Source organism: Saccharopolyspora sp. NPDC002376, from assembly GCF_053593195.1.
Genome location: NZ_JBSFBZ010000028.1, coordinates 43,666 through 69,152 on the forward strand (window position 1 = coordinate 43,666; position 25,487 = coordinate 69,152).

General features: G+C 70.8%; 22 protein-coding genes. 14 read left to right on the top strand and 8 right to left on the bottom strand.

The window, feature by feature from the left end; translation table 11 throughout:
• Nucleotides 1–10 precede the first annotated feature (10 nt).
• From ACWCO2_RS19775 to ACWCO2_RS19815, 9 genes are all read left to right on the top strand, one after another.
• Nucleotides 11–895: a hypothetical protein gene (locus tag ACWCO2_RS19775; protein WP_450129197.1), complete on the top strand. Its 885-nt coding sequence runs from the start codon at nucleotides 11–13 to the stop codon at nucleotides 893–895.
• Nucleotides 882–2,279 (top strand): V-type ATPase 116kDa subunit family protein, encoded by a 1,398-nt coding sequence (locus tag ACWCO2_RS19780; RefSeq protein ID WP_450129198.1) that lies wholly within the window; start codon nucleotides 882–884, stop codon nucleotides 2,277–2,279. Before ACWCO2_RS19775 ends, ACWCO2_RS19780 begins: the two co-directional genes overlap by 14 nt.
• On the top strand, nucleotides 2,276–2,698 hold the full coding sequence (locus ACWCO2_RS19785) for an ATP synthase subunit C (protein ID WP_450129199.1): 423 nt from the start codon (nucleotides 2,276–2,278) through the stop codon (nucleotides 2,696–2,698). Before ACWCO2_RS19780 ends, ACWCO2_RS19785 begins: the two co-directional genes overlap by 4 nt.
• Nucleotides 2,695–2,925, top strand: coding sequence for a hypothetical protein (locus ACWCO2_RS19790; RefSeq protein WP_450129200.1), 231 nt, complete (start codon nucleotides 2,695–2,697; stop codon nucleotides 2,923–2,925). Before ACWCO2_RS19785 ends, ACWCO2_RS19790 begins: the two co-directional genes overlap by 4 nt.
• Nucleotides 2,922–3,425 (top strand): hypothetical protein, encoded by a 504-nt coding sequence (locus ACWCO2_RS19795; protein ID WP_450129201.1) that lies wholly within the window; start codon nucleotides 2,922–2,924, stop codon nucleotides 3,423–3,425. Before ACWCO2_RS19790 ends, ACWCO2_RS19795 begins: the two co-directional genes overlap by 4 nt.
• Nucleotides 3,422–5,137, top strand: a complete 1,716-nt coding sequence (locus ACWCO2_RS19800) for a V-type ATP synthase subunit A (RefSeq protein WP_450129245.1) — start codon at nucleotides 3,422–3,424, stop codon at nucleotides 5,135–5,137. The genes ACWCO2_RS19795 and ACWCO2_RS19800 overlap by 4 nt, the downstream gene beginning before the upstream one ends.
• Nucleotides 5,134–6,501 (top strand): V-type ATP synthase subunit B, encoded by a 1,368-nt coding sequence (locus tag ACWCO2_RS19805; protein ID WP_450129202.1) that lies wholly within the window; start codon nucleotides 5,134–5,136, stop codon nucleotides 6,499–6,501. Before ACWCO2_RS19800 ends, ACWCO2_RS19805 begins: the two co-directional genes overlap by 4 nt.
• Nucleotides 6,502–6,506: 5 nt before the next feature.
• The gene (locus tag ACWCO2_RS19810) at nucleotides 6,507–7,136 is read left to right on the top strand and encodes a V-type ATP synthase subunit D (protein ID WP_450129203.1); all 630 of its coding nucleotides are present in this window, start codon (nucleotides 6,507–6,509) and stop codon (nucleotides 7,134–7,136) included.
• 79 nt (nucleotides 7,137–7,215) lie between these two features.
• A complete protein-coding gene (locus ACWCO2_RS19815; protein WP_450129204.1) occupies nucleotides 7,216–7,812 on the top strand; it encodes an Rv1733c family protein in 597 nt (198 codons plus the stop codon).
• 21 nt (nucleotides 7,813–7,833) lie between these two features.
• Here the strand turns inward: ACWCO2_RS19815 and ACWCO2_RS19820 are convergent, their stop codons facing one another.
• The 4 genes from ACWCO2_RS19820 to ACWCO2_RS19835 form a co-directional block, all read right to left on the bottom strand.
• A complete protein-coding gene (locus ACWCO2_RS19820) occupies nucleotides 7,834–10,173 on the bottom strand; it encodes a heavy metal translocating P-type ATPase (RefSeq protein ID WP_450129205.1) in 2,340 nt (779 codons plus the stop codon).
• A gap of 139 nt (nucleotides 10,174–10,312) precedes the next feature.
• On the bottom strand, nucleotides 10,313–10,918 hold the full coding sequence (locus ACWCO2_RS19825; protein ID WP_450129206.1) for a CBS domain-containing protein: 606 nt from the start codon (nucleotides 10,916–10,918) through the stop codon (nucleotides 10,313–10,315).
• Between the two features lie 107 nt (nucleotides 10,919–11,025).
• The gene (gene fdhF, locus ACWCO2_RS19830; RefSeq protein ID WP_450129207.1) at nucleotides 11,026–13,701 is read right to left on the bottom strand and encodes a formate dehydrogenase subunit alpha; all 2,676 of its coding nucleotides are present in this window, start codon (nucleotides 13,699–13,701) and stop codon (nucleotides 11,026–11,028) included.
• Entirely contained in the window at nucleotides 13,701–15,455 is a 1,755-nt protein-coding gene (locus ACWCO2_RS19835; protein WP_450129208.1) for an NAD(P)H-dependent oxidoreductase subunit E, read from the bottom strand. Before ACWCO2_RS19835 ends, fdhF begins: the two co-directional genes overlap by 1 nt.
• Before the next feature lie 88 nt (nucleotides 15,456–15,543).
• On the opposite strand from ACWCO2_RS19835, the gene ACWCO2_RS19840 reads away from it, so the two are divergent.
• Nucleotides 15,544–18,249 carry a bifunctional acetate--CoA ligase family protein/GNAT family N-acetyltransferase gene (locus ACWCO2_RS19840; protein WP_450129209.1) on the top strand — a complete coding sequence of 902 codons (2,706 nt, stop codon included), beginning with the start codon at nucleotides 15,544–15,546 and terminating at the stop codon, nucleotides 18,247–18,249.
• 86 nt (nucleotides 18,250–18,335) lie between these two features.
• Nucleotides 18,336–18,983: a hypothetical protein gene (locus ACWCO2_RS19845; protein WP_450129210.1), complete on the top strand. Its 648-nt coding sequence runs from the start codon at nucleotides 18,336–18,338 to the stop codon at nucleotides 18,981–18,983.
• 48 nt (nucleotides 18,984–19,031) lie between these two features.
• On the opposite strand, the gene ACWCO2_RS19850 is transcribed toward ACWCO2_RS19845, so the two are convergent.
• Nucleotides 19,032–19,433 carry an Hsp20/alpha crystallin family protein gene (locus ACWCO2_RS19850; RefSeq protein WP_450129211.1) on the bottom strand — a complete coding sequence of 134 codons (402 nt, stop codon included), beginning with the start codon at nucleotides 19,431–19,433 and terminating at the stop codon, nucleotides 19,032–19,034.
• A gap of 118 nt (nucleotides 19,434–19,551) precedes the next feature.
• Between ACWCO2_RS19850 and ACWCO2_RS19855 the strand changes: the two genes are divergently transcribed.
• Nucleotides 19,552–20,547: an Acg family FMN-binding oxidoreductase gene (locus tag ACWCO2_RS19855; protein ID WP_450129212.1), complete on the top strand. Its 996-nt coding sequence runs from the start codon at nucleotides 19,552–19,554 to the stop codon at nucleotides 20,545–20,547.
• 4 nt (nucleotides 20,548–20,551) lie between these two features.
• On the opposite strand, the gene ppsA is transcribed toward ACWCO2_RS19855, so the two are convergent.
• Nucleotides 20,552–22,810, bottom strand: a complete 2,259-nt coding sequence (ppsA, locus tag ACWCO2_RS19860) for a phosphoenolpyruvate synthase (RefSeq protein ID WP_450129213.1) — start codon at nucleotides 22,808–22,810, stop codon at nucleotides 20,552–20,554.
• A gap of 38 nt (nucleotides 22,811–22,848) precedes the next feature.
• The gene (locus ACWCO2_RS19865) at nucleotides 22,849–23,079 is read right to left on the bottom strand and encodes a DUF1918 domain-containing protein (RefSeq protein WP_450129214.1); all 231 of its coding nucleotides are present in this window, start codon (nucleotides 23,077–23,079) and stop codon (nucleotides 22,849–22,851) included.
• A gap of 187 nt (nucleotides 23,080–23,266) precedes the next feature.
• Between ACWCO2_RS19865 and ACWCO2_RS19870 the strand changes: the two genes are divergently transcribed.
• Both ACWCO2_RS19870 and ACWCO2_RS19875 read left to right on the top strand, forming a co-directional pair.
• Nucleotides 23,267–23,638 carry a carboxymuconolactone decarboxylase family protein gene (locus ACWCO2_RS19870; protein ID WP_450129215.1) on the top strand — a complete coding sequence of 124 codons (372 nt, stop codon included), beginning with the start codon at nucleotides 23,267–23,269 and terminating at the stop codon, nucleotides 23,636–23,638.
• 104 nt (nucleotides 23,639–23,742) lie between these two features.
• A complete protein-coding gene (locus ACWCO2_RS19875) occupies nucleotides 23,743–24,657 on the top strand; it encodes an SHOCT domain-containing protein (protein WP_450129216.1) in 915 nt (304 codons plus the stop codon).
• Between the two features lie 94 nt (nucleotides 24,658–24,751).
• Here the strand turns inward: ACWCO2_RS19875 and ACWCO2_RS19880 are convergent, their stop codons facing one another.
• Entirely contained in the window at nucleotides 24,752–25,408 is a 657-nt protein-coding gene (locus ACWCO2_RS19880; RefSeq protein ID WP_450129246.1) for a response regulator, read from the bottom strand.
• Nucleotides 25,409–25,487 lie beyond the last annotated feature (79 nt).

Sequence of the window (25,487 nt, forward strand, 5' to 3'; positions counted from 1 at the left end):
CGCCGGGTGCGTGCGAGCCAGATCGATCCTCTGCCGCCGCGTGGGTGCGGGCGGCGCGCGGGAACTGGCGTCGTGCGCTTCATTGGGGGAGGCGTTGCAGCAGCTGGCGGCAGGGCCGTACCAGCGCGAGGTTCGTCCTGGTCAATCGCTTGAGGCCGCCGAGCGTGCGGTGGCTGCGACGGTGCTGTGGCACCTGCGCGTGCTGGCCGGGTGGTTGCCTCGCGACGGTGCGGAGTCGGTCCGGGCGTTGGCGGGCTGGTTCGAGGTGGTCAACGTCGTGGAGCAGGTCCAGCAGCAGGGGGCTCCGCCGTACCGCCTGGGTTCGCTGGCTGTGTCATGGCCGAGGTTGGCTCAGGCGGGGAGCCCAGAACAGATGCGGCAGGCGCTCGCCGCGTCGCCGTGGGGCGATCCCGGTGGATCGACTCCCCGAACGATCGCTGTGGGAGTGCAGCTCGCGTGGGCGGTGCGGGTGGCCGAGCGCGTGCCGCAAGCGCAGGACTGGGCAGCCGGTGGCGCCGCACTGCTTTTCGCACGCGAGCGGTTCCTCGCAGAACAGCCGCTGGCGGAACCGACGGTCCGCCGAGCCGCCGTCCTGCTCGGCACCGATGCCGTCGGATCCGGTTCGTTCACCGATCTGCGGGCCCGACTGCACGGCGACGCCCGATGGGTCATGTCCGATGTGGACGATCCGGATGAGTTGTGGCGGGCGGAGGTCCGCTGGTGGGATCGGGTGGCCCGCGATTGCCGCGAGTTGTTGCGGACCACTGGATTCGGGCCGGACATCGTCGTCGGGTGCGCGGCGCTGCTAGGGGTCGATGCCCGGAAGGTGCGGGCTGCGCTGGAGATCTCGGCTCGCGGCGGTCGGCTGTTGGAGGCCTTCGATGTCCTGGCGTGAGGCGGTGCTGCCGGTCCGGATGCAGCGAGTGGCCGTCCTCGCGCCGGTGGATTCGCTCCGCGAGGTGTTGGTGCGGGTGGCCGGAGCCGGGGTGGTCCAGTTCGAGCCGGGCGGCGAGCCCGGTGGCGAGGCGGAGCAGCGGCTGCACCGCGCGGGAGGGGGCGAGGTCACGCCGAAGTTGGCGGCGCAGCAGCCCGACCTGGACCTCCTGGAACGCGCTGGCCGGGCCGACCTCATGGCCGGTGAGGCGGAGCTCGAAGGCCACTCGGCGATTGCGGTTCGACGCGGCTCGGTGGCCGGGCTGACCGGGTGGTGCGCGCGCCCGGATCTGCCCGGACTGGCCGAAGATCTGGCGGCGATCGGTGGCGCGGTGGTACCGCTTCCCGCTCCGCGCGGTGTCGATCCACCGACTGCGCTGCGCCCGGGCGGGCCGGTGCGTCGGTCGTTCTCCGGCGTGGTGCGGACCTACGGCACCGTCGCCTATCCCGACGTGGATCCGACGTTGCCGGCCGGGGTCGCCTACGTTCTGATGTTCGGGATGATGTTCGGCGATCTCGGGCACGGCCTCCTGCTGGTGCTGGCCGGGGCTCTGTTGGCGTCCGGGTGGCCGGGTCGGCTGGCGAAGTGGCGTCATGCGTGGCCGTTCGTAGCGGGTGCCGGTGTCACCGGTGCGGTGTTCGGCCTGCTGTACGGGGAGTTCTTCGGTCCGACCGGAGTGGTGCCTGTGCTGTGGCTGGCACCGCTGGCCGATCCGATCCTGCTGCTGACCTCGGCGGTCGCCGTGGGTGCGGTGCTGCTCGCGGCGGCGTACGCGGTCGCGATCGTCAACCGGTGGCGCGAGGGCGGTCCGCAGCTCGCCGTCTACGCCTCATCAGGAATCGCCGGAGCGGCTCTGCTCCTCGGTATCGGGTGCGTGGCAGGCGGCCTCTACCTGTCCAGCGGCGTGCTGGCCGCCGTCGGCGGCGGAATTGCGGTCGTGGGAGTTCTGCTGGCCGGTGCCGGGTACTACGCCACGACGAGCGGCGGGGCGGCCGGCGCGCTCCAGTCGGGGGTGCAGGCGTTCGACGCAGTTGTCCGCGTCGGGTCGAACCTGGTTTCGTTCGCGCGGTTGGCCGCTTTCGGTCTCACCCACGCCGCGCTGGGCTGGTTGGTGTGGCAGGGCACCGTTGCGCTGTTCGGAGCGGGTCCGCTGGGGGCGCTGGGGGCGATCAGTCTCTTCGCGGTAGGAAACGCCCTCGCCTTCGCGCTGGAGGCGCTGGTGGCCGGGATCCAGGCCCTGCGCCTGGAGTTCTACGAGCTGTTCTCGCGCGTTTTCGCCGTCGAGGGCAGGCCTTTTCAGCCCTGGCACGTGCCGGTGGAGGACTGGTCAGAGGAGGCGCCGTGATCGCCTGGTTGCTGGGATTGCCCGTGTTTCTGGTGGCGGTGTTCGGCGCGCTGCTCCTGCTGCGGCGCAAGGGCCGCGCGGTGTTGGGGGTCTTCCTCGCCCTCGACGCGGTCCTGTTGTTGGCGGCCGTGGTGGTGTTGATCGCGGTGCTGACGGGTGGTGCTGCAGAGGCCGTTCCCGCAGCGGTTCCGCCCGACCCGTCGAGCGGAAACTGGGCTGCGCTGCTCGGCGCGGCGATCTCGGTCGCGGGTTCGTCGATCGGTGCGTCAATCGCCGTGGCCTACACCGGTGCGGCGGCGTTGGCCGCGCTCAGCGAGCGGCCCGAGCTGTTCGGCCGGGCCATGGTCATCGTCGGTCTGGCCGAGGGAATCGCCATCTACGGGTTGATCGTGTCGGTCATCCTCATCGGCAAGGCGTGACCGCCGTGGGAACCGTTGTGGCGATCGGAGAACAGCTGAAGGTGCAGGGCTGGCGCCTCGCCGGAGTCGTCGTCCTGGCGGCGGAAGACGCACCGTCCGTGCAGCGGTCGTGGGAGGGGCTGGACGACGGCGTCGCAGTGGTGATCTTGACGCCGACCGCTGCCGAGGTACTCGGCGAGCGGCTGGACGGGCGCGCATCACCCCTCGTCGTGGTGCTTCCGCCATGACCGCCCCGATGCGGAATGCGCTGGTCCCGCTGCGCGATGGCGTGATCGCTCGAGCGCGGCGCGAGGCCGACGCGGAATTGCTCGACGCCCGCCGGGAAGCCGAAACCTTGATCGCCGATGCGCGGGAGGCCAGCAGCGCTGCCGTCGACGAAGCGGTTGCGCGAGGTCACGAGGATGCCGCAGCCGCACGCAGTGCGAACGAAGCTCGCCGCCGCCGCTCCGAACGGGCGGTGGAGCTGGCCGCGCAGCGCGAGGTCTTCGAGGAACTGATCGCCGAGGTCACCGCACGACTTTCCCAGCGGGACGACCAGGCGCTGCGGGATCGGTTGCGGAGCAGGGCGCGATCGGCCCTCGGCGGCGAAGCAGAGGTGGTCGACGCACCCGGTGGCGGCGTGATCGGGCGGGTGCCGGGACGCCTGGTGGACCTCAGCTTCCGCACGGCCGCGGCACGTGCGGTCGAGGAACTGGGTGCCGACGTGGAACGGCTGTGGACGCCATGAGCGCAGGGCGGATCAGGCGGGTCACCGGGCCGCTGGTGGAGGTCGAAGGGCTGGGACCGGTCGCGATGTCGGAGCTGGTCGCGCTCGGCCCCGCAGGTCTGCCGGGAGAGGTCGTGGCGATCCGCGATGGAGTCGTCACTGTGCAGGCCTACGAGTACACCGGTGGGCTCGCGCCCGGCGAACCGGTGCTGCCGAGGGGAACACCGCTGGTCGCCCATCTCGGCCCGGGCCTGCTGGGCAACGTCTTCGACGGACTGCTGCGCCCCCTGTCCACAGCGCCGACGTTCCTGGTCGCGGGCGCAGCCCAGACCGAGGCGAGGAGAACGTGGCAGTTCGAGCCGCGAACGGTGGTGGGTGACCGCGTGGCAGCGGGAGACCTGCTCGGCGTCGTGCGGGACATCGGGCCGCCGGAGTACCGGGTGCTCGTGCCGCCGGGCATCGCAGGCGTGGTGCAGGAGCTGGCTGAGGGCCAACAGCCGCAGGACGCCGTGATCGCGAAGGTCGACGGTGCACCGGTTGGCCTGTGGACCGACTGGCCGGTGCGCCGTCCTCGCCCGCACCGGGGTCGGCGCGAGGAGGTCGGGCCCCTGCGCACGGGACAGCGCGTGCTGGACGTGCTGTTCCCCGTCGCGCGGGGCAGCACCGCTGGGGTTCCGGGAGGTTTCGGCACGGGCAAGACCGTGCTGCTGCAGCAGGTGGCCAAGTGGTGCGACGCCGACGTGATCGTCTACGTCGGCTGCGGTGAGCGCGGTAACGAGATGGCCGAGATCGTCGCCGAGCTGTTCGCGCTCGAAGACCCTCGCACCGGTGGTCGGCTCGCCGACCGCACGGTGGTCATCGCCAACACCTCGAACATGCCGATGATGGCCCGGGAAGCCAGCATCTACACCGGGGTGACCGTCGCCGAGCACTTCCGCGACATGGGCCACGACGTGGTGGTCATCGCCGATTCCACCTCCCGCTGGGCCGAAGCGCTGCGCGAGTTCGCCTCCCGCACCGGGGCACTTCCCGCCGAGGAGGGCTATCCCGCCGATCTGGCGTCGGCGCTGGCGGCGTTCTACGAGCGGGCCGGGGCCGTCGACGCGCTCGGTGGATCTGCGGGGTCGGTGACCATCCTGGGCGCGGTGTCCCCGCCGGGCGGGGACGTCACGGAGCCGGTGACCGTACACACGGAGCGGTTCGTGCGGTGCCGGTGGGCGCTCGACCGAGATCTTGCCTACGCGCGGCACTACCCGGCGGTGTCGTGGTCGGAGTCGTTCTCCCGCGATGCCGAACTCGTGGCGCACCACCAGGAGCGGTTCGGTGATCCGGGGTGGTCGCGGCGTCGTGCCCGGGTGGTGGACCTGCTCGCCGAGTCCGATCGGCTGGCCGAGTTCGCCGAGCTCGTCGGGGTCGGTGCCCTGCCGGAGCGGGAGCGGATGGTGCTGCTCGGCGGGCGGTTGCTGCGCGAAGCGGTCCTGCAGCAGAACGCTCTGTCCACATCGGACTCCTTCTGTCCGTTGGAGAAAGCGGTGGCACTGGTCGAAGGCGTGCTGGCGGTCGTCGATGAGTGTCAACACCTGGTGGCCGAAGGGGTTGCCGCCGAAGAGGTCGAGGAGTTCGACTTCGCGCCCCTGGCGCGGGTGCGGGAAGAGGTCGGCCCGCACGACGCCGCGGAAGCCGTGCGCCGGTGCGGTGCAGTGCTCGCCCAGCTGCAGGAGATGGCGCCGTGACCGCCGGGCCGCGCGTCGAGTACACCGGGATCCGCGAGCTCCGCGGCCCGCTGGTGGTCGTCACCGGTGTGCACGGCGTTGGCTGGGACGAGTTCGCGCGGATCCAGCTGGCCACCGGGGAGGTCCGGCACGGCCTGGTGCTGGAGGCCGACCGGGAGCTGGCCGTCGTCGAGGTGCTGGAGGGCACTGCCGGGATGGACACCGCCGGAACCCAGGTGGAGTTCACCGGTGAACCGCTGCGCATCCCGGTCGGACCGGCGTGGCTGGGACGCGTCTGCAACGGACGCGGCGACCCCGTCGACGGCGGACCGCCGGTGTTCGGCGCACGGCTGGCCGATGTGACGGGCGCGCCGATCAACCCGGTGCACCGCGAACCCCCGGCCGAACCAGTGCTCACCGGACTGTCCGCAGTGGACGCACTGACAACCTTGGTGCGCGGACAGAAGCTGCCGGTGTTCTCCCCGCCGGGCCTGCCGCACCTGGAGCTGGCGACGCAGATCGCGGCGCAAGCCACCGCCGGAGGTGAGCCGTTCTCTGTGGTGTTCGCCGGCATGGGCCTGACCCATAGTGACGTCGCGTACGTCCGCGACGCCCTAGCCCGCCGGTCCGCCGCCGGCGAGCTCGCGCTGCTGGTCAACACCGCCGACGATCCGGTGATCGAGCGGATCCTCACCCCGAGGCTTGCGCTGACCATCGCCGAGGAGCTGGCCTTCGACGCGGGTCGGCACGTGCTCGTCGTGCTCAGCGACATGACCAGCTACGCCGAGGCCCTCCGCGAGATCTCCGCGGCGCGGGGCGAGATCCCGGGGCGCCGCGCCTACCCCGGCTACCTCTACAGCGACCTGGCGGCGGTCTACGAGCGGTGCGGCCGGATCCGGGGCCGGGCGGGATCGGTGACTGTGCTGCCCGTGCTCACCATGCCAGGCGGCGACATCACCCACCCCGTACCCGACCTGACCGGCTACATCACCGAAGGTCAGGTCGTGCTGTCGCGGGATCGGGGCGGTTACCCGCCGATCGATCCGCTGTCCTCGCTGTCCCGCCTCATGCGCGCCGGAGCGGGCCCGAACCGCACTCGCGCGGACCACCTGCCGGTGGCCGCGCAGCTCGTCGCAGCGCTCGCGCGGGCCAGACAGGTGCGGGAGCTCTCCGACCTGATCGGGGCGACGGCGTTGAGCCGGACCGACCGGGCCTACCTCGAGTTCGAGGAAGCGTTCCGGCGCGACCTGGTCGCCCAGCGCCCGGACGAGTCCCGCAACTTCGACGACACGCTCGACCGCGCCTGGCAGGTGCTCCTGCACCTACCGGACCGCGAGCTGACCATGCTGCCGGGCGACCTCGTCGACCTTCACCGAGCCGGGTGATCATCGTGGCCGAGATCAGGATTCCCCCTGGGCGCGCAGGTCGGATGCGGCTGCGCCGACGGCTGGAGGTCGCCGAACGAGGCGCTGCCCTGCTGGACCAGAAGATGCGGGCCCTGCAGCAAGAGGAGCACCGGTTGGCAGCACGCGCGGAAGCCAGCGGCCGGGACTGGGCGCGGTCGGCGGCAGCAGCCGAAGACTGGTTGCTCCGCGCGGTCCTGCTCGGTGGCCGAGACGGGCTGCGCATGGCGGATCCGGGGTCGACGACTGATGTGTCCGTGCACTGGACGGCGTCGATGGGGGTGCGCTACCCGGTCGGCACCAGCCGCACCCCGCCACCCCACGACCGCACCTCGGTCCCGTGCGGTCCGGCGATGATCGAAGCGGCAGAAGCGCACGACGCCGCGCTCGACGTCGCGCTGCGGCACGCCGCTGACCGCGCGGCGTTGCGGCTCGTCCGCGCCGAGATCGCCACGACCCGGCAGCGGGTGCGCATGTTGCGGCGGTACTGGGTCCCGAAGCTGCGAAACGCGCTGATCGCCGCGGACTTCGCGCTCGAAGAGCAGGAACGGTCCGAAGTTCTGCTGCGGCGGTGGGCACTCGACGAGGGGCGGCCGCCCGGTTCCGAGCGGAGCTGACGGTTTGCTGGGACGAAGGACTCTTAAGCGGGAACCGCGAAGCGAACAGCCTGGAATCAGTCCGTTCCAGGAGCATCCGATGAATCTTCGCTGGTGTGCGCGAGCGATGGGGCTGACGTCGAATCCGTTGCGGCGCCGCTTGGACAAGGTCGTCGCCACGTTGGTTCTCGGACTGGTCCTCTTCGCCATCCTCGGTGTCCCGGTGGTGGCGGTCGTGGTGGGGGAGACGTCGTACGACGCGGCCTCGCGCGCTGCCGCAGCCGCCGCTGCCACGCGGCACCAGGTCGACGCGACCGTGCTCAACCCTCCCATTGCCGACGCAGTCGGGACCGCTCCCGACGTCAAGCCCCAGCACTACTCGGCCGAGGTGCGCTGGACTGGGGCGGACGGAACTCCGCACTTCGCGACGGCCGCGGTGGCGCCGAGCACCGACGTGGGCAGCGCGATCCAGGTGTGGGTCGACACCTCGGACCGGCTCTCGGCACCTCCGCTGAGCGAACGCCAGATCCGCGGGTCGGCCACCGGGTCGGCATTCGGGGCCTTGGTGTCGGGAGAGGTGCTGTGCATCGCGCTCGTCGCCTGCGTCCGAGCTGCAGGAGAGGCACTGGCATCCCGTTCCTGGGCCAAGGAATGGGAGGTCGTAGGACCGAAGTGGACCCGCCGCCAGCAGTTCTAAGCCACAGCTGGGGGTGCAGGTTCAGCGACCCACGGAGCGGTCGGTGAGCGCGAAGTAGTTTTCCTCCTCCTGCGTGAAGTGGAGGCGGAGCACGGCGTTCAGCCCGTACAGGGTGGCGAGCAGGTCTTCGACCTGGTCGTCGCCGATCTGGCCGTGGGATTCGGCCAACGCCAGGTGGGCGGCGGCTCGGCGGCTGAGCCGGTCGATCTCGGCGTGCATGCGGCTCATGGTCGCGGTCGCGTCCGGGCTGCCCAGCGGGCCGGCCAGCGCGGGGTAGAGCCGGGCTTCCTCCGCTTGTTCGTGCGGGATCAGCTGCTGGTCCAGGAACTCCGAGGTGCGGCGCAGTGCGGACAGGGCTTTTGCCAACCCAGCGGATTCGGTGACGAGCGCTGCGGTGTCGCGGATTAGGTGGAGGGTTTCGCGCAGCTCGTCCTGCGCGGTCGCGAAGCGGTGCAGGAGTTCCTCCGTCGAAGGTGGTACGCGCTGCCCGTGACGACGTCCGCCGCGCAAGGCCCGGAGCGAATTGCCGATGACCGCCACGTCGATGCCCTCCTGCAGCAGCGCACCTGCTGCCGGGGGCAGCCAGCCGGCTGCGGCGAAGCCCATCGCGATGATCGACAGGACCATGCCGGCGGCAGCGCTCTGCACGGCGATCGCCGTCGAGCGGCGGGCGATGCTCATGGCGTCGGCCAACCTGTCGAGCCGGTCGGCGGTGAGCACGACGTCGGCAGCCTCCGAGGACGCGGTGGACCCGCGAGCACCCATCGCGACCCCGACGGAGGCTGCCGCCAGCGCGGGGGCATCGTTGACGCCGTCGCCGACCATGACGGTGGTGGCCGCTTCGCTCTCCGCGCGCACGCACGCGACCTTCTCCGCCGGTGTGCGTTCGGCGTGCACCCAGTCCAGCCCCAGCACGGTGGCGACTTCCCGGGCGGGTTCGGCACGGTCCCCGGTGAGCATGACGAGTCGGCGCAGTCCCGACTGCCGAAGTCTCCTGAGCGTGATGGGCGCGTCCCTGCGCATCGGATCGTGCAGCAGCACGGCGCCCAGCAGGTCGCCCTCGCAGCGGACCCAGGCGATGGCCGCGGCATCGAGCATCGCCCGGTTCAGCGCGGCATCGGTCCAGGCCGGCCGGTCGGGTGGGAGCTCGAGCTTGCCGACTTCGACGCGTTTTCCACCGACGACTCCGGTCATTCCACGGCCTGGTTGCTCGTGCGCGGCGTGCGGTGGTGTCAGGGCGAGGTTCCGCTGTCGGGCGTGCTCGACGATGGCTTCGGCAAGCACGTGCGGCGATGCCTGGTCCAGGGACGCCGCGAGCCGGAGCACCTCTGCGGCGCTGTGACCGGGCGCTGCGACGACGTCGATGACCGTCGGGCGCCCCGAGGTCAGGGTTCCGGTCTTGTCCAGGATCGCGGTGCTGGCCCGGCCGAGGTCCTCCAACGCCGCACCGTCGCGGACGATCACGCCGATCCGGGACGCCCGCGACATACCGGATACGACTGCCACCGGCACGGCCAGCAGCAGCGGGCACGGTGTCGCCACCACCAGGACCGCAACGGCGCCGACGGGCGTGCCGTCGAGCAGCCAGCCCGCCCCGGCCACCAGCAGCGCGAAGGGCAGGAACCACGTCGCGTACCGATCTGCGATCCGGACGACCGGTGCGCGCTCCGCGTCGGCCTGCTGCGCCAACCGCACGATCCCGGCGTAGGTGCTGTCCGCAGCGGAGGCCTCAGCGCGCAGGTCGAAGGCGCCACCGGCGTTGACGACCCCGCTGCGCACCGGAGCATCGGCGGCCCGCTCAACCTGGACCGCCTCCCCGGTCAGCACCGACTCGTCGAGCACGGCGCGGTCGCTGACCACCCGACCGTCGACGGGGACCACTTCGCCGGGAGCGACCAGCAGCACGTCATCGGCGCGGATCTGGTCCACTGCGACGGTTTCGAGCCCACTGGGGGTGTGCCGGCGGGCGAAGCGGGGCGCGTGCTCCAACAACGCGCGGAGGTCGTGGGCGGCCCGGCGCTGCGCCGCGGAATCCAGCGCCCGCCCGGAGGCCAGCATGACCGCGACCAGCGCTCCGGCCAGGTACTCGTGCACGGCCAGAGTGCCGCCCAGCGAGAGCACCGCGATGAGATCGACCCCGGTCCTGCCCTGCCGCAGGGCCTGGACCAGCCACCCGAGCGCCGGTGCGATCGCAATCGCGGTGCCGACCGCCCATGCCACATCGGCCGCACCGGAGTTACCGACCGCCCAGGCGGTGATACCGGCCAGCAGCGCGGCAGTCGTGACCGCCAGCAGGGCAGGTTCGTACCAGGTTCGGGCTTGGTGCACGACCGGATGGCCGGGTGCGTGGGGTTCGGACATGGCTGGCTCATCACTCGCGTGCGGTTTCCCTGGTTTCCGGCGGGGATCACCGTTGCCCTGTGGTGGGCGTTCTCGTGTGCACAGGCGGCGGGGCCGGGATCTCTTGGGTTTTCGCGGTCACCTCCGGGGAGCGCAGCGGCTACGAGCGGGCGGGGCCTTCGACCACCGTCACCTGGCGCGTCCCCGGGGCTGCTAGCGCCAGCGCACGGGCGACGTGGTGGCGGGACGGGGCGCGGACCGGGTCTGTCATCACCACTGCGCCGTGGCGCACTTGCACCGGCCAGTCCTCGAATCCCCCGCAGCGATCGAGGTTGCGGCGGATGATGCGGCCGATCTCGATGTCGTCCAGGGTGAGTCCACGCATGAGGTCGCGTCTGGTGACGATGCCGACGACGACGCGGTTCTGCACGACGGGTACGGCGCGCAGGTCGTGTTTGAGCATCATCTCGGCGATGTCGGCGCAGTCGGTGTCCGGCGCAGCCGTGCGGACCTTCCTCGTCATGACCTGGTCGACGACGGCCGGCGGTGCGCTGCGCGGCTCGTCGCGGACGGCGCTGCGGGCATCGTGCGGAATCGCGCCTCGGATCAGGTCGGCCTCGGTGACGATCCCGATAAGACGCTTGTCTTCACCGGTCACCGGCACGGCGGTGAAGCCGTGCTCTGCCAGAACCGCGGCCGCGGTCCGGATCGAGTCGAAGTCGTGGACGGTGACCACCGGCCGCGACATGATGTCCTGGGCTTGCATCTGCCCTCCCGAGCTCAACGGTCGCTGCTGAGGGAGCCTGCGATGTCCACTGTGCCGGTGGCGACGGGACTGCGGGAGGGGCGATCGACCTCGATCCGGGATCGGGGCTACGGCTCGGCGGGCTGCACGCGCACTGCGGTGACCTTGTACTCGGGGCATCCGGTGACCGCGTCGACGTGGGGCGACGTGAGGTCGTTCAGCGCCGCGTCGGGGAAGTGGAACGCCGCGAAGACCTGCCCCGGTACGACGTCCCCGCTGAGGTGGGCGGTCAGGGTGGTGCGGCCCCAACGGCTGGCGACGGTCACGGCCGTGCCTTCTGCCACGCCCAGCTGCGCGGCGTCGACGGGGTGGAGTTCGAGGGTTTCGGCCGGTACCAGTTCGGTGTTGTCGGTGCGGCGGGTCATGGATCCGGTGTTGTAGTGGACCAGGCGGCGTCCGGTGACCATCAGGTGCGGGAACTGCGCATCGGGTTGTTCGCCGGGCGGGAGGTAGGGGCGTGCGGCTAGTGCTGCCCGGCCGTCCGGGGTGGCGAACCGGTCCAGGTAGAGCACTGCCTCACCGGGGTGGTCGGGCGAGCGGCAGGGCCAGTGCAGCGGGCCTTCCGCGTCGAGCCGCTGGTGGGACAGGCCGGCGAAAGCCGGTGTGAGGGACGCACATTCGGCGAGCGCGTCGGCCGGTTCGGGGCAGCCGAGATCCGTTCCCATGGCGTGGGCGAGGTGGTGCAGGATGTCGAAGTCCGTCGTCGCGCTTCCAGGCGGTGCGAGGGCGGGCCGGACTCGTTGGAAGCGGCGGTCGAAGTTGACGAAGGTGCCGTTCTTCTCCAGGAAAGAGGCCGCGGGAAGGACGATGTCGGCGTGCTCGGCGGTCCGGGAGCGGAAGAGGTCGTGGCAGACCACGAGATCGCACGCCTGCAACGCGGCGCGGACGTGGCCGGAGTTCGGGTCGCTCTGCGCGACGTCCTCGCCGATGACGTACAGCGCCCGCACTTCGCCGGCGATCGCGGCGTCGAACATCTGAGGGATGCGCAGGCCGGGGCGTTCCGGGATCGGATGCCCCCACGCGGCTGCGAAGCGGGCGCGGACCGAGGAGTCGGTGATGGGCTGGTAGCCGGGCAGGACGTCGGGGAGGGCGCCCATGTCCGATGCGCCCTGGACGTTGTTCTGCCCGCGCAGCGGGAGGATCCCGCAGCCGCCGGAGGTGCCGACTGAGCCGCGCAGGATGGCCAGGTTGGCGAGGGTGCGCACGCCGTCGGTGCCGTGGGCGTGCTCGGTGACGCCCAGCCCGTAGATGATGACGGGGTGCTGAGCGCGGCCGAAAACCCTGGCGACGCAGATCAAATCGGCTGACCGAACATCAGCGATGTTGGCGGCGGTGTTCGGCGCGTAGTCCTGGAGCAGGTCGGTGAGTTCGTCGAGTCCGGTGGTGCGCTGCGCCAGGAAGTCGTGCGCCACCAGGTCGTCCTCGAGCAGTTGGTGGGCCAGTGCGTTGAAGACGGCGACGTTGGATCCGGGCCGGGCCTGCAGGTGGACGTCGGCCAGCGCGGCGAGTTCGGTGCGGCGGGGATCGATCACGACGAGCCGGGCTCCGGCCAGGACTCGCTGCTTGATCCGGGCGCCGACGACCGGGTGCGCCTCGGTGGGGTTCGCGCCGGCGAGCAGCACGCAGTCCGCGTGGTCGAGGTCGTCGAGCGGGTTGGTGCCACCGGCGAGCCCGAAGGATGCGGTGAGTCCGGCGGCGGAGGGGGCGTGGCACAGGCGTGAGCAGTTGTCGATGTTGTTGGTGCCGATGATGGTCCGGACGAACTTCTGGGCCAGGTAGTTCTCCTCGTTGGTGGCGCGGGCGGAGGAGATCACGGCGATGGAGTCGGGGCCGTTCCGGTCCCTGATCTCCGTCAGCTGCCGGGCGGTTTCGGTGAGGGCTTCGTGCCAGCTCGCTTCGACCAGGCGGCCGTCGCGTCGCAACAGCGGTGCGGTCAGGCGGTCGTCGGCGCTGGTGAAGGTGTGCGCGAAGCGGCCCTTGATGCAGGCGTGGCCGCGGTTGACCGGTGCGCCGTGCGTCGGTGTGATGGCGGCGATGGTGCCGTTGCGGGTGTGGACGTCGAGGGTGCAGCCGACGCCGCAGTAGCCGCAGGTGGTCGTGGTCGTCGTGGAGATGGGGGTGAGGTCGAGCAGCCCGGGTTCGGACAGCGCGCCGGTGGGGCAGCTGTCGACGCAGCCGCCGCACCCGACGCAGGGCGAGGAGACCCACGGCCCGCCGTCACCGGCTGTTACGACGGTGTCGAAGCCGCGCCCGGTGAGTTCCAACGCGAAGGTGCCCTGGACTTCGGCGCACATCGCCACGCATCGCCCGCAGGCGATGCACAGGTCGCGGTCGAGCTTGACGTAGGGGTGGGAGTGGTCGGTGCCGTGATCGTGCCCGGCGCCGGTGAAACTGCTCGCCGTGATGCCGAAGCGAGCGCAGGCCCGGACCAGTTCGCTGCGTTCGGGCGGGATTTCCAGCGCTCTCGCGGGGAGTTCGGAGACCATCAGCTCGACCGCGGCCTTGGCCGCCCGCTGGGCGGTGGGATCGTCGAGGTCCACGTGCATCCCTTCGGCCGCTGGTGTGGAGCAGGCGGCGACGATCCGGCCCGCTGCGCGGACCAGGCAGGTGCGGCAGGAACTGCGCGGGGACAGCCGGTCGTCGTAGCAGAGGGAGGTCAGCTCTGCGCCGCTGGCGCGCACGGCGTCCAGGACGGTGGCGCCGTCCGCGACGTCCACAGCCGTCCGCCCGATCGTCACGCGCATCAGCGTTCTCCGGAACGGAGCTCATCGCTGTAGACGCGGAACAGGCTGCGCACGGCACCGGGAACGTTGCGGCCGAACGCGCACAGGCTCCCGACGCCCATCGCTTCCAACAGCTTCTCGTGCTGTGACAGGACCTGATCCGATCGGGTAGGGAAGTGGTCGGCGAGCTCGCGGCCGCGGCGTGTGCCGACGCGGCACGGTGTGCAGGCGCCGCAGCTCTCGGCGTCGGCGAAGCGCCACACGTGCCGGAGCAGCTCCCGTGCGGTGATCTGGTCGTCGACTGCGACGAGGCTCCCGTGCCCCAGCGCCACCCCGGCATCGGCGAGCGCGGCGGCGAACAGCGGGACGTCCAGGTCGTCGGGCGACAGGAAACCGCCGAGCGGCCCGCCGACCTGCAGGGCGCGCAGCCGGTATCCGGGTTCGAGGCCACCGCCGAGGGCTTCGACGAGGTAGCGCAGCGGAACGCCGAACTCGACCTCGTACACGCCGGGACGACGGAACCGCTGGCTCAGGCACACCAGCTTGGTGCCGGTCTCGATCCCGTTGCCGAGCTGGGCGTAGGCAGCGCCGCCGTGCCGCAGCACCCACGGCACTGCCGCGAGCGTTTCGACGTTGTTGACCGCGGTGGGACGGCCGCCGAGCCCGGACTCGGTCGGGTAGGGCGGCCGGGGCCGGACACTGCCGCGGAAGCCCTGAACGGCGTGCAGCAGCGCTGTTTCCTCACCGGCGACGTAAGAGCCCGCGCCCTGAACGACCTCGACGTCGAAGTCGAACCGGGACCCGTGCACGCCCGGGCCGAAATGCCCTGCGGCGCGGGCAGCCTCGACGGCTTGCCGCATCCGCACCACCGCGAGCGGGTACTCGGACCGGACGAACACCACGCCGCGGTTCGCACCGACCGCGAACCCTGCGATGGCCAGCCCTTCCAGGACGCGGGACGGATCGCTCTCCAGCAGCAGCCGGTCGCAGAACGAGCCGGGATCTCCTTCGTCGCCGTTGGCCACGACGAACCGCGGCGCGGGACCGCGGGAAGCGGCGCGCCACTTGTCCGCGACCGGGAACTCCGCACCGCCCCTGCCGCGCAGACCGGCGAGCGCGACCTCCGCGCGAACCGAGGCCGGGATCCCGGTGCTGACGACCCGCGGCCACGCCTGCCACGAGCCTTCCGCCCCGGTCAGACCCGCGAGCGCGATGGCTTCGCGACTCGCGACGTGGAACGGGATCGCAGCATCCGAGCTGCCGGGATGCCCGTCGCCGCGCAACTTCCCGCCCAGGTCGGGGCCGGTGATCGGGGTGTCCCCGTCGAGCGCGGCCGGTGAGGCGTGACAGCAGCCCAGGCAGCGGACCTCGGCCAACGACACCGAGCCGTCGGTGCTGACGTGCCCAGCGTCGACGCCGAGCGCCGCTTCGGCCACCGACGTGGGGTGACCTCCGGCTGAGACGAAGCACGAGGTGCCCGCGCAGATCCTGATGTGGCGAGCACCGCGCGGACCGGTGAAGTCCGCGTAGAACCCCGCAGAACCGGCGACGGCGGCTACCGGACGCCTGAACTCATCGGCGATACCGCGCAGGTCGTCTGGGCTGATCCGCTCGTGCCGCCCGGCCGCCGCGTTCAGCTGCCCGAGGACCTCGGTCTCGTCGTGGCCGAACCGCTGCCCCCATTCGACGAACGCGTCTCGCCCCACGGGAATCCCCCTCGACGTCGGGGCATCGCTGCGCGCCCCGACGTCGACCACGCTGGCAATCCCGGCCACCGTGCTGGTAGAGCAGATGGGCCCTATCGTCGCAACCGAGGTGGAGCGCCCTTCTCACGAGCGGACTCGGGTGAGAGGAGCCGGTCCGGTGTCAACGGCAGGTAGCGGGGCGAATCCCCGGGCGGACGCGCAGGTCGTGCGTGCGGTGTTGGCCGATGGCAGTGTCGTCGCCGTTCGGTCGTTGGACCGTGAGGACCTCGCCGAGCTCGAACGCCTGCACGGCGCGCTGTCGGCGGAGGACCGCTACCTCCGGTTCTTCGGTACGCCGTCGGCGACCAGCATCAGCAAGTTCTTGCGGGGACTGGTGGAGCCCGGTGGTGCGCACGTGGTGGCGTTGGGCGCGTTCGAGGGGGAGCGCCTGATCGGTGTCGGCCACTTCGAACTCGTGCTCCCGGAAGTGGCCGAGGTCGCCTTCGTGGTCGAGCACGCCCGCCACGCACGCGGAGTGGCGACTCTGCTGCTGGAGCACCTGGTCGTGGCGGCTCGGCAGCGCGGCGTCCGGTCGTTCCTCGCCGAGGTCCTGGCGGAGAACTCGGCCATGCTCCAGGTGTTGCGGGACAGCGGCCTGCCGCACGAGGCGCACCTTGACGGCCCGAGCTACCAGGTGAAGGTCGCGCTGGACGCCGGTGAGCCGTACCAGGCCAAGGTCGGTGACCGCGAGCGGATCGCGGACGTCGCAAGCCTGCGGCGGGTGCTCAGCCCGGCTTCGGTGGTCGTCGTCGGTGCTGGCCACCGGACGTCATCGGTCGGGAACGCCTTGCTGCTCAACATTATTCGTGGTGGCTACACGGGAACGGTGCACGCGGTCAACCGCAGTGGCGGTGAGATCCACGGCGTGGCAGCTGTGCGGTCGGTGACCGACATCCCGCAACCTCCGGAACTCGCGGTGTTGTGCGTGCCCGCCGAGAGCGTTCCCGCCGTTGCCGAGGAGTGCGGTCGGTGCGGTGTGCGAGCCCTCGTGGTCGTGACAGCGGGGATCACCGGACGCCCGGACATCGCCAACGGACTGCTCACCGCAGCGCGCCGCTGGGGGATGCGGCTGGTGGGACCGAACTGCCTCGGGCTGGTCAACTCCGACCCGCAGGTCCGGTTGGACGCGACGTTCAGCGCAGCCGGGATCCCGGCGGGCGCGGTGGGTGTGGCCACGCAATCCGGCGGCGTGGGGATCGCATTGCTGGAAAGGCTGAGGGCTGCCGGACTGGGCGTGTCCACCCTGGTGTCCACAGGGGACAAATACGACGTGAGCGGCAACGACGTGCTGCTGTGGTGGGAGCGCGACGCACGCACCGAGGTCGGTGTCCTCTACCTGGAGTCCTTCGGCAATCCCCGGAAGTTCTCGTGGCTCGCGCGGCGCATCGGTCGGTCCAAGCCGTTGGTGGTCCTGTGCAGCGGCACCAGTCCGGTCGCGCAACGCGCCGCTCTTTCGCACACCGCGGCGACCGCTACGCCCAGCAGCACCCGGGATGCCTTGCTGCGGCAGACCGGTGCGATCGGCGTCGACGACCTGGAAGAACTCGTCGCGGTGCTAGGCCTGCTCAGCTGGCAACCGCTGCCTGCGGGGCCGCGGGTGGCCGTGGTCAGCAACGCGGGCGGGCTGGGCATCCTCGCCGCGGACGCCTGCGCACGGGTCGGACTCGAGTTCGCGGAATTCCCGCAGGCGCAACGAGAACTCGCGGATCTGCTGCCGGAGCAGGCCAGCGTGCACAACCCGGTGGACACCACGGCGACCATCGACGCGGCGACCTTCGGATCGAGCTTGGAGATCGTCCTGCGAGATCCGGCGGTGCACGCACTCGTCGTGCCGGTCCTGCGCACTGCGATCGGCGATCCGGGGGAAGCACTCGCCGGAGCCGTGGCCCGAGCCCGTGCCGCCGGGTGCGACAAACCCGTGCTGGTGGTGCGACCCGGTCAGCAGGAATCGGTCCGGCCGCTCCCCGCCGGGACTTCTCAGGTTCCGGTGTTCGCGGATCCCGTGCTCGCCGCCAGGGCGCTGGCCGACGTCGTCGGATACGCGACCTGGCTGGCCCGACCGCGCGGTGCGGTGCCGGATCTCGCGAGCATCGACGTCACGGCCGCGCGCGCCTCGGTGGTCGCGGCGCTGGACCGGTCGCCCGGTGGCGACTGGTTGGAACCCGAGGCCGTGCAGGAACTGCTCACCTCGTTCGGCCTGCCGGTGGTGCCCACGACGCTGTGCCGCACCGAGGCCGAAGCCCTCACCGCGTTCCGCGAACTGGGCGGCAGCGTCGCCCTCAAGGCCAGCGCGAACGGACTCCTGCACAAGGCCCGAGCCGGCGGAGTGGTGCTCGACGTGTCCACGGTCGCCGACCTGCGCGCTGAGTGGGCGCGTCTGCGCTTCCTCTTCGGCTCCCGGTTCCGCGGCGCCGTGCTGCAACCGATGGCGGAACCGGGGCGGGAATTCCTCGTCGGTGTGCTCAGCGAACCCTCGTTCGGGCCGGTGATCGTGTTCGGCATGGGCGGAACTGACACCGATCTGATCGCCGACCGCAGCCGGCGGCTGGTCCCGCTGACGACCCGGGATGCCCGCGAGATGCTCGACGAGCTGCGTGCCGCCCCCGGGCTGTTCGGCCCCGAGGCCGGTCAACCGCTCGACACCGACGCCGTGGTCGACGTGCTGCTGCGCACCGCGCGGCTGGCCGAGTTGCTGCCCGAGGTCGTCGAAGCCGACCTCAACCCCGTGATCGCCACCGGCAGCGGGGTGCGGATCCCGGATGCGCGCATCCGCCTCGAACCGCGCGTGCTGGGCGATCCCCTCCTCCGCGAACTGGGCGGCTGAGCTCGTGACCATCGCCTCTACCAGGGCGGCGGTGGGTGCCCCACGGTCGGCAATGCCCTCCCAACACAGAGGCGAGGAGCGAGCACATGGGCGACAAGACTGACGAGACGCGGACGCATCCTCCCGGCGTCGAATCGGCGACGTGGGAGGTCACCGAGCGCTCGGTGACGATCGACGACTTCGCACCGCGCTGCGACGTCGGTGCGGTCGAGCACGTCGTGGTCGATGCTCCGCCGGAGGCGGTGTACCAGGCGCTGCGCCATCTGGACCTGCTCGCCATCCACTCGCGGATCGCGGATCTCGCCTGGTGGATGCGGGGTCTGCCCGAGCGGATCAAGCGTCGCGTCCCACCACGGAAACCGACGCGGCTCACCTTCGACGACCTTTGCGCCAGCGGTGAGTGGGTGCTGCTGGGGGAGCAGCCGGGCCGCGAGGTGGTCTTCGGTGCGGTGGGGCGGTTCTGGACGCCGATCGTGCGGATGGAGCAGATCTCGGCCGCGGAGTTCGCGGGGTACGGAAGACCCGGTCGCGGCAAGATCGCTACCGCGTTCTCCGTTCGCCCCTACGGCCGCGGCGGCAGCCTCGCCACCTACGACGTCCGCACCACGCTCGACGACCCGATCACCCGCCGGATCTTCGCGCTGTACTGGCGCACGGTGCAGCCGTTCGTCAAGGCCATCATGCGCGCCACCCTCCGCACGGCGGCGAAGCGAGCAGCTCGACCAGACGCTTGAGTTCCAGGCTCGCTTCGCGCGTCGGTGCGGAGGGTAACCGCCGGTAGGTCACTTTCCCTTGCGCGCGATGGGGATTTCCTTGCGCTGCTCGATTTCCCGGCGCGGGATGCGCACGGTGAGGATGCCGGCCTCGTACTCGGCTCCGATGTCGTCGGTGTTGCAGCTGGTCGGCAGCAGCAGGGTCCGGCTGAACGAACCGTAGTGGAACTCGCTGTGCTGCTCGGTGCGTTCTTCGTGCTTGCGCTCGGCCTCGATCTTGAGCTGGTTGCCCTCGACGTTGATGTGGATGTCCTCGCCCGGGTCCACGCCGGGCAGCTCGCACCGGATCACGAACTCGTTCTCGTCGCGGTAGGTCTCGAGACGCATCGTGTGCGGTTCGCCGAAGGGCCACTCGGTTTCGAACGCCTGGAAGATGTCGGGCAGGTTCGTCCGGGGCAGGAATCTGGTCATGGCGTCCTCCGCGGGTGTGAGAGGGTCGGTTCCGAGAGCAGTGCGGAACTCCGTTCCGGCCGGACGTGTCGCGGGTACCCCGGCGGCGGCGAAGGCGAAACCGAGGGGGAGTGGCGCGATGTCAGGAAGAACGGTCCCGTCGCAGGAGACGATGCGCGCCGCGCTGGCCCTGGCCTGCCGGGCACCGTCGGTGCACAACAGCCAGCCGTGGCGGTGGAAGCTGGCCGAGCACTCGGCGCACCTGCACCTCGACCGGTCCCGGCTCCTGCCGACGATCGACCCCACCGGGCGGGAAATGGTGATCAGCTGCGGCGCGGTCCTCAACCACGCCCGCATCGCGTTCGCCGCCGAGGGATGGCTGGCCCGGGTGCACCGCCTGCCGAACCCGTCGCAGCCGGAACACCTGGCGTCCGTGGAGTTCAGCGAATTGGCCGGGGTTGACCCGCACGTCGAGACGCTGGCGGCAGCGGCGGTGGATCGGCGCAGCGACCGGCGTCCCTTCCTGACCGACCGGATACCGCAGGAAGTCCTCACCCCGCTGCGCGAAGTCGCCAGGCTGGAGTCCTGCACGCTCACCTTCGCGATGGCCGACCGGGATCGCCGCGAGGTGGAGTTGGCCATCGAACACGCCGGGTCGGTGCAGCGCCGGCAACCCGAGTACCAGCAGGAACTCGCAGCTTGGGTGGGGCGGCACGCGTCCGCCGAGGGCGTGCCGGCGCGCAGCCTCCCCGCCGAACACCTGCGCGGCATGCCCGAACGGGACTTCTCGCTGGTGGCCGAAGGGGAGCTGCCGGTGCCGATCCTGGACGACGGCGCCGTGCTGGCGGTGCTGTCCACCCGCGGTGACACCTTCGATGACTGGCTGGCCGCGGGTGAGGCGTTGAGCGCTGTGCTGCTGAGCGCGACCGAGCAGCGCTTGGCGACGTGCACGTTGAGCCAGATCGGCGAGGTCGCCGAATCCCGCAACGAGGTCCGGGAGGAGGTCCTCGGCGGCAGCGGGAATCCGCAGCTGGTGATCCGCATCGGCTGGCCCGTCACCCACGAGTTCCCCGGACCGCTCACCCCGCGCCGCCCGCTGTCGGAAGTCATCGAGCCGCTGTTCCCACCGGACTGACCGGTCAGAGCCGGGTCCTGGCCGCCTCCAGCAGGATCTTGCGTTCGGCCACGTCCACGGCCTGTCGCACGGCGGGCACCGCGTCGGCGTTGACCGAGATCGACGTGATGCCCAACCGGACCAGGTGCTCGGCGAACTCCGGGTCGTTGGACGGCGCTTGACCGCACAGCGAGGAGGTGATCCCGGCCCGGCGGGCCGCCCCGATGATGGTGCCGATCGCGTCCAGTACCGCGGGATCGGACTCGTCGAACAGCGGCGCGCACACCTCGGAGTCGCGGTCGACGCCGAGCACGAGCTGGGTGAGGTCGTTGCTGCCGATGGAAACCCCGTCGATTCCCATGCGCGCGTACTCGGGCAGCCAGTGCTGCACGGAGGGCACTTCGGCCATGACCCACCGGTGCAGTCCGGTGGAGTCGCCGAGCGTGCTGCGGTCGATCTCGTCCAGGCACTTCTGCAGTTCCCACCGGGTCCGCACGAACGGGATCATCAGGTGCAGGTTGGGGGTCTGCTCGCGCACCCGGGCGAGAGCCGCGAGTTCCACCCGGAACAGCGACGGATCGCGCACGTACCGGTAGCAGCCGCGGTAGCCGATCATGGGATTGTCCTCGACCGGTTCGAAGTCGTCCCCGCCGGTGAGGTGCCGGAACTCGTTGCTGCGGAAGTCGGCGGCGCGGTAGACGACCGGCCGGGGGAAGAACGCCTTCGCAATGGTGGACAGCGCTTCGGCGATTGCACCGGTCACTGCTTCTTCCCGCCCAGCAGCGAGCATGCGGCCGGGATGTTCACCGTCGAGCGCCTCGGTGAGCAGGAATTCCGCCCGCAGCAACCCCACGCCGTCCACCGGCAGCGCAGCCGCTCGCTCGGCCTGGTCGGGCATCGCGAGGTTGAGGTAGATCCGAGTCACCGGGGAAGGCGCGGAAACCGCCGGGGGCTGGACCACCTCGACGGGCTGCCGGGGTGCGCTGACGACGCCTTCGGCCACGGAGCCGTTGGCCCCGTCCACGGTGACCTGCATACCGTCGTGCAGGGTCCTGGTGGCTGTGCGGGTGCCCACCACGCACGGAAGTCCCAGCTCCCGCGCGACGATCGCGGCGTGGCAGGTCATCCCGCCGCTGTCGGTGACCAGCGCGGCGGCCTTGCGGATGGCCGGCAGCCAGTCCGGCGCGGTCATGGGCGCGACCAGCACTTCGCCGGACTGCAGCGCCCCGCCCTCGCTGGGCGACTGCATCACCCGAACTGCGCCCGAAGCCGTGCCGTAGGACGCTCCGAGCCCGGACACGAGCAGCGCGCCCGCCTCGGCGGGGAGTCGATGCCGGAGCGTCGTGATCGGTCGGGACTGCACCAGCCACCACGTGCCGTCGGTGATCGCCCACTCCACATCCTGCGGGCTCTGGTAGTGGTGCTCCACCTGGTCGAGCAGGTGTGCGAGGTCGGTGATCTCGCCGTCGCTGAGCACCCGCTGATCGCTCTCCTCCGCCCCCACCGCGACCCGGACCTGCCGGCCGTCCGCCTCGCGCACGACCTTGAAGTCCTTGCGGCCGACGTTGACGTGCTGGAGCTGGGCGTCGGCCTTCCGGATCGTGTAGGTGTCGGGTTCCACGGCACCGCTGACGACGGATTCGCCGAGTCCGAAACCGGCTTCCACCAGCATCTCGTCGTTCGCCCCGCTCGCCGGGTTGGCGGTGAACGCCACGCCGGAGCGGTCTGCGTCCACCATCAGCTGCACGATGACGGCCATCGCAGGTGCCTCGAGCACGCGCTGCGCGGTGCGGTAGACGATCGCGCGGGGGCTGAACAGGGACGCCCAGCAGTCGACCACCCGCGCGGCCAGCTCGTCAGCGCCGACGACGTTGGTGAAGCTCTCGTTCACACCGGCGAAGGAGACGTCCGGGGCGTCCTCCGCGGTGGCCGACGACCGCACCGCGACCCGGCAGTCGCCATCGAGCTCGTCGTAAGCATCGAGCAGCGCAGCGCGCACCGGGCCCGCCATGCCCGCTTGGCGCACCAGCCGTTGCAGCCGAGCACAGGATTCGCCGAGCGCGTCGGAGTCGTCGACGGAACCGCCGGCCTCGGCCAGCAACCGGTCGAGTTCCGGCTGCGCACCAGCCTCCGACATGCAGGCGCGGTAGGCGTCGGCGGTGACGACGAACCCCGGCGGGACCGGGAAACCCGCGGAGGTGAGCTCACCCAGGTTCGCTCCCTTGCCCCCGGCTGCGGGCACGTCCGCCAGACCGAGCTCGCCGAGCCAACGAATCCACGACATGGCCACCTCGCAACCAACAGGCCTCCGCCGACGCGGCGTCAGGGGTTCGTCCTTCGAGCAACGTCCAACTTCAGGTGGTGGGGGAGGTGGTGCTCGAGGTGCGTGTCCGGACCGGGGAAGAACAAGGTCACCCGACCATCATCGAGCCAGTGAATCCGGAAGGGCTCACCACCTTCCCGGCCGCACACCTCGACGATCTGCCCCCGGCGACGATGCCCACCCAGGTGGACCGCTTCGACGACCAACCAGTCGCCCACTTCCCCACGCATGCGAGCCCCTCGACAACACTCCCACCCCCAGTTTCGCGCCCACGAAGCAGGCCGGACGAGAGCCGAAGGACTCCGAAACCACGAACCCCCGGTCGCTCGAGACGTGTTGCGGCGAGCCCCAGGTCCGGGTGCATCCTGTGCGAGCAGCGCACATGTGCTGCTCGCGGCAGGTTGGGGGTGCGGTGGCATGGTTGGCTACGGTTCGGAGATCCGGGACGAGCTGAGGCCTCGCACTCGTGAGCTCCGGCATGCGATACCGGAGGTGTACGAGGGTTACCGGCAGCTGCACGACGCAGCGCTCGCTCCGGGGGCGGTGGACGCCAAGACCAAGGAACTGGTCGCTCTGGCCATCGCGGTGAGCAAGGAGTGCGACGGCTGCATCGCCGCGCACGCCCATGCGGCCGTCCAGCGCGGTGCGACACCACCAGAAGCAGCTGAGGTGATCGGCGTTGCCTTCTTGATGAACGGGGGCCCCGCCACGGTTTACGGGGCGCGGGCCTACGACGCGTTCACCGAGTTCTACACCGCCCACTCCGCTGGCGGCCGGACTCAGGAGTGATCGTCTGGTCCGCCTCCGTTCCGGCGTCGCGGGCCCATCGGCTCTACCGGTCGCGCGTGGAGTGCCGGAACATGCACTGCGCGGGCTGGGAAGGGTGACCCGAGATGATGTGGGGTTATGGGTCGGGGATGGCGTTCCTGCCGTTGTTGTGGATTGTGCTGATCGGCATGATCGGCTTGGCTGTCTTCCGGTTGATCCCCAGCCGTGCGGGCAGCCGCGATCAGTGGGACACACCTGAGGAAACCCTGGCGCGCCGGTTCGCCGCAGATGAGATCGACGAAGACGCCTACCGCCGAGCGCGAGAAGCGCTGGCACTGCGGCACCGGGCTCCCGCCGCGAGGAATGCGCTGGGCGGCCGTCGGCTGCCGCTGACCGTACTGGTCCTCGCCGTCGCGGCGTTGATCTCCTCGGTGGTCTGGGGCGTCGGTGGGGCTGGCTCGTGGCGGGAGGTCGGTCCCGGCCAGCCGGAGCCGCCCGGGTACGGCATGCCCATGATGCCCGGCAACGGCGGTCTGCCGAGCCAGACTGCACCGGCGGCCGTGGCGAATTTCGGCGATGCTCGCCGGGCCTCTGACGAGTTCGGGCAGCAGCGCGGCCTGCACACCGGCGAGATCATGCAGTTCAGCAACGGTTATTACGCCGAACTCCTCGATCCCGGAGGGCACGGTGCCACCGAGGTCCTCATCGACCCGGCCAGCGGTGCGGTGTTCCTCGAACCCGGGCCGGCGATGATGTGGAACAGCGCCTACGGAATGATGCCCACGCCTGTCCGGGGCAGGCCACCCACCGTGACCGCTGAGCAAGCCGAGCAGATCGCCGATCAGTGGTTGGCGCAGAACAGCACCGGCCTGCACGCGACCGATCCCACCACATTCCCCGGCTACTACACGCTGCACGCCCTCCGCGGGGATCAGATCGCCGGGATGCTGTCGGTCAACGCCCGGACCGGAGCCGTCTGGTACCACAGCTGGCACGGGCAGTTCATCGCCATGCAGGACGCTCCCGCCCACCAGTCCTAGCGCCTGGCTTCGATCTTTGATACGCCGCCAGATGTACAAGACAGGCTCCTAGCCGATCACTCTGGCCGGTTGGTGGCCTGCCGTGGTCGTGGGTTCAGCGCCAATCGTGGGGCCGGTGGTGATGGTGGTGGAATTCGGTGGCGATCACGGCTGCTTGGGTTCGCTGCGCGACCCCCAGCTTGCTCAGCAAGCGGGAGACGTAGTTCTTGACGGTCTTCTCCGCCAAGAACATCCGTTCTGCGATCTGTCTGTTGGTCAGGCCCTGCCCGATGAGGTCGAGCAGAACGCGCTCCTTCCTGGTCAGTCCGGGAAACTCGGCCGATTCGTCCAGCTTTGCTTGCAGTTTCGCCACCAGCGCCGCTGTCGCCCGCTCGCCCAGCAGGTGTTCGCCTGCGCCGGCAGTGCGCACGGCCGAGACCAGTTTCGTGTCCTTGATGTCCTTGAGCACGTATCCGGCAGCCCCGGCGAGGATCGCATCGAGCATGGCTTGTTCGTCGGTAAAAGCGGTCAGGATCAGGCAGTTCACCGCCGGCAGCTGAGAACGCAACTCCCGGCACAGCTCGACGCCGCTGCCGTCTGGTAGTCGCACGTCCAGCACCACCACGTCCGGCTGCAGCGGCGGGATCCGGGCCAGCGCCTCGCGGACCGATGCTGCCTGCCCGACCACGGTGAGATCGTGCTCCGCATCCAGCAGGTCGGCCACACCAATTCGGGCGATCTCGTGATCGTCCACCAAGAACACCGTGGTCACACCGCTCCCGGCAGGACCTCCGCTGGTCATGGTGCCAGCGTAGAACCACTGCGTGCCACGACCATCCTGGAAACAAACC

What these genes read in the sequence shown, in the direction of transcription:
- fdhF (WP_450129207.1), bottom strand. Translation starts at nt 13,701, where the DNA reads ATGCGCGTGACGATCGGGCGGACGGCTGTGGACGTCGCGGACGGCGCC.
- ACWCO2_RS19865 (WP_450129214.1), bottom strand. Translation starts at nt 23,079, where the DNA reads ATGCGTGGGGAAGTGGGCGACTGGTTGGTCGTCGAAGCGGTCCACCTG.
- ACWCO2_RS19820 (WP_450129205.1), bottom strand. Translation starts at nt 10,173, where the DNA reads ATGTCCGAACCCCACGCACCCGGCCATCCGGTCGTGCACCAAGCCCGA.
- ACWCO2_RS19825 (WP_450129206.1), bottom strand. Translation starts at nt 10,918, where the DNA reads ATGCAAGCCCAGGACATCATGTCGCGGCCGGTGGTCACCGTCCACGAC.
- ACWCO2_RS19875 (WP_450129216.1), top strand. Translation starts at nt 23,743, where the DNA reads ATGATGTGGGGTTATGGGTCGGGGATGGCGTTCCTGCCGTTGTTGTGG.
- ACWCO2_RS19780 (WP_450129198.1), top strand. Translation starts at nt 882, where the DNA reads ATGTCCTGGCGTGAGGCGGTGCTGCCGGTCCGGATGCAGCGAGTGGCC.
- ACWCO2_RS19870 (WP_450129215.1), top strand. Translation starts at nt 23,267, where the DNA reads ATGGTTGGCTACGGTTCGGAGATCCGGGACGAGCTGAGGCCTCGCACT.
- ACWCO2_RS19795 (WP_450129201.1), top strand. Translation starts at nt 2,922, where the DNA reads ATGACCGCCCCGATGCGGAATGCGCTGGTCCCGCTGCGCGATGGCGTG.
- ppsA (WP_450129213.1), bottom strand. Translation starts at nt 22,810, where the DNA reads ATGTCGTGGATTCGTTGGCTCGGCGAGCTCGGTCTGGCGGACGTGCCC.
- ACWCO2_RS19850 (WP_450129211.1), bottom strand. Translation starts at nt 19,433, where the DNA reads ATGACCAGATTCCTGCCCCGGACGAACCTGCCCGACATCTTCCAGGCG.
- ACWCO2_RS19845 (WP_450129210.1), top strand. Translation starts at nt 18,336, where the DNA reads ATGGGCGACAAGACTGACGAGACGCGGACGCATCCTCCCGGCGTCGAA.
- ACWCO2_RS19855 (WP_450129212.1), top strand. Translation starts at nt 19,552, where the DNA reads ATGTCAGGAAGAACGGTCCCGTCGCAGGAGACGATGCGCGCCGCGCTG.
- ACWCO2_RS19815 (WP_450129204.1), top strand. Translation starts at nt 7,216, where the DNA reads ATGAATCTTCGCTGGTGTGCGCGAGCGATGGGGCTGACGTCGAATCCG.
- ACWCO2_RS19800 (WP_450129245.1), top strand. Translation starts at nt 3,422, where the DNA reads ATGAGCGCAGGGCGGATCAGGCGGGTCACCGGGCCGCTGGTGGAGGTC.